Consider the following 441-nt stretch of genomic DNA (forward strand, 5'->3'; position numbering starts at 1 on the left):
GCGTCACCGTCCTTCAGGTTGCGGACCGAGTTGAACGGCCCGGTGATGACCTGGTCGCCGTCCTTCAGCCCGGAGAGGACCTCGAAGTACCGGTCGCCCGCGATGCCCGTCTTGACCGGCACGAACTCGGCGAAGCCGCCGCGGTAGACGAACACGCCTTCCGTTTCCTTGCGCTTCTGCCCGGGCTTGAGCTCGGCGAGCGGGGCTGACGACGCCGAGCCCGGCGACCCGCTCGCGCCCCCGCTCCCGGCGCTGGCTGCCGGGGCGCTGCGCTTCTTCTTCGACTTCTCGTCGCGCGGTTCGCGCACGATCTTGCCGGCCGCGTCGTAAATCAGCTCGCGGACCGCCATCGCCTGGATCGGCACCGTGGCCACGCTCTGCCGGGTCGCCGTCGTGATCTCGGCCGAGCACGTGAAGCCGGGGCGCGCCTCGTCGATGGCG

The 441-nt window shown here is 71.0% G+C and carries 1 protein-coding gene; it reads right to left on the minus strand.

All coding sequences use genetic code 11. The annotated features are described in order from the left end of the window. A partial coding sequence (locus I6F37_RS40230) for a hypothetical protein (protein ID WP_225154414.1) occupies window positions 1-441 on the minus strand: 441 nt, incomplete at both ends.

The sequence above is a fragment of the Bradyrhizobium sp. NBAIM08 genome (assembly GCF_020193935.1).
Classification (GTDB): Bacteria; Pseudomonadota; Alphaproteobacteria; order Rhizobiales; family Xanthobacteraceae; genus Bradyrhizobium; species Bradyrhizobium yuanmingense.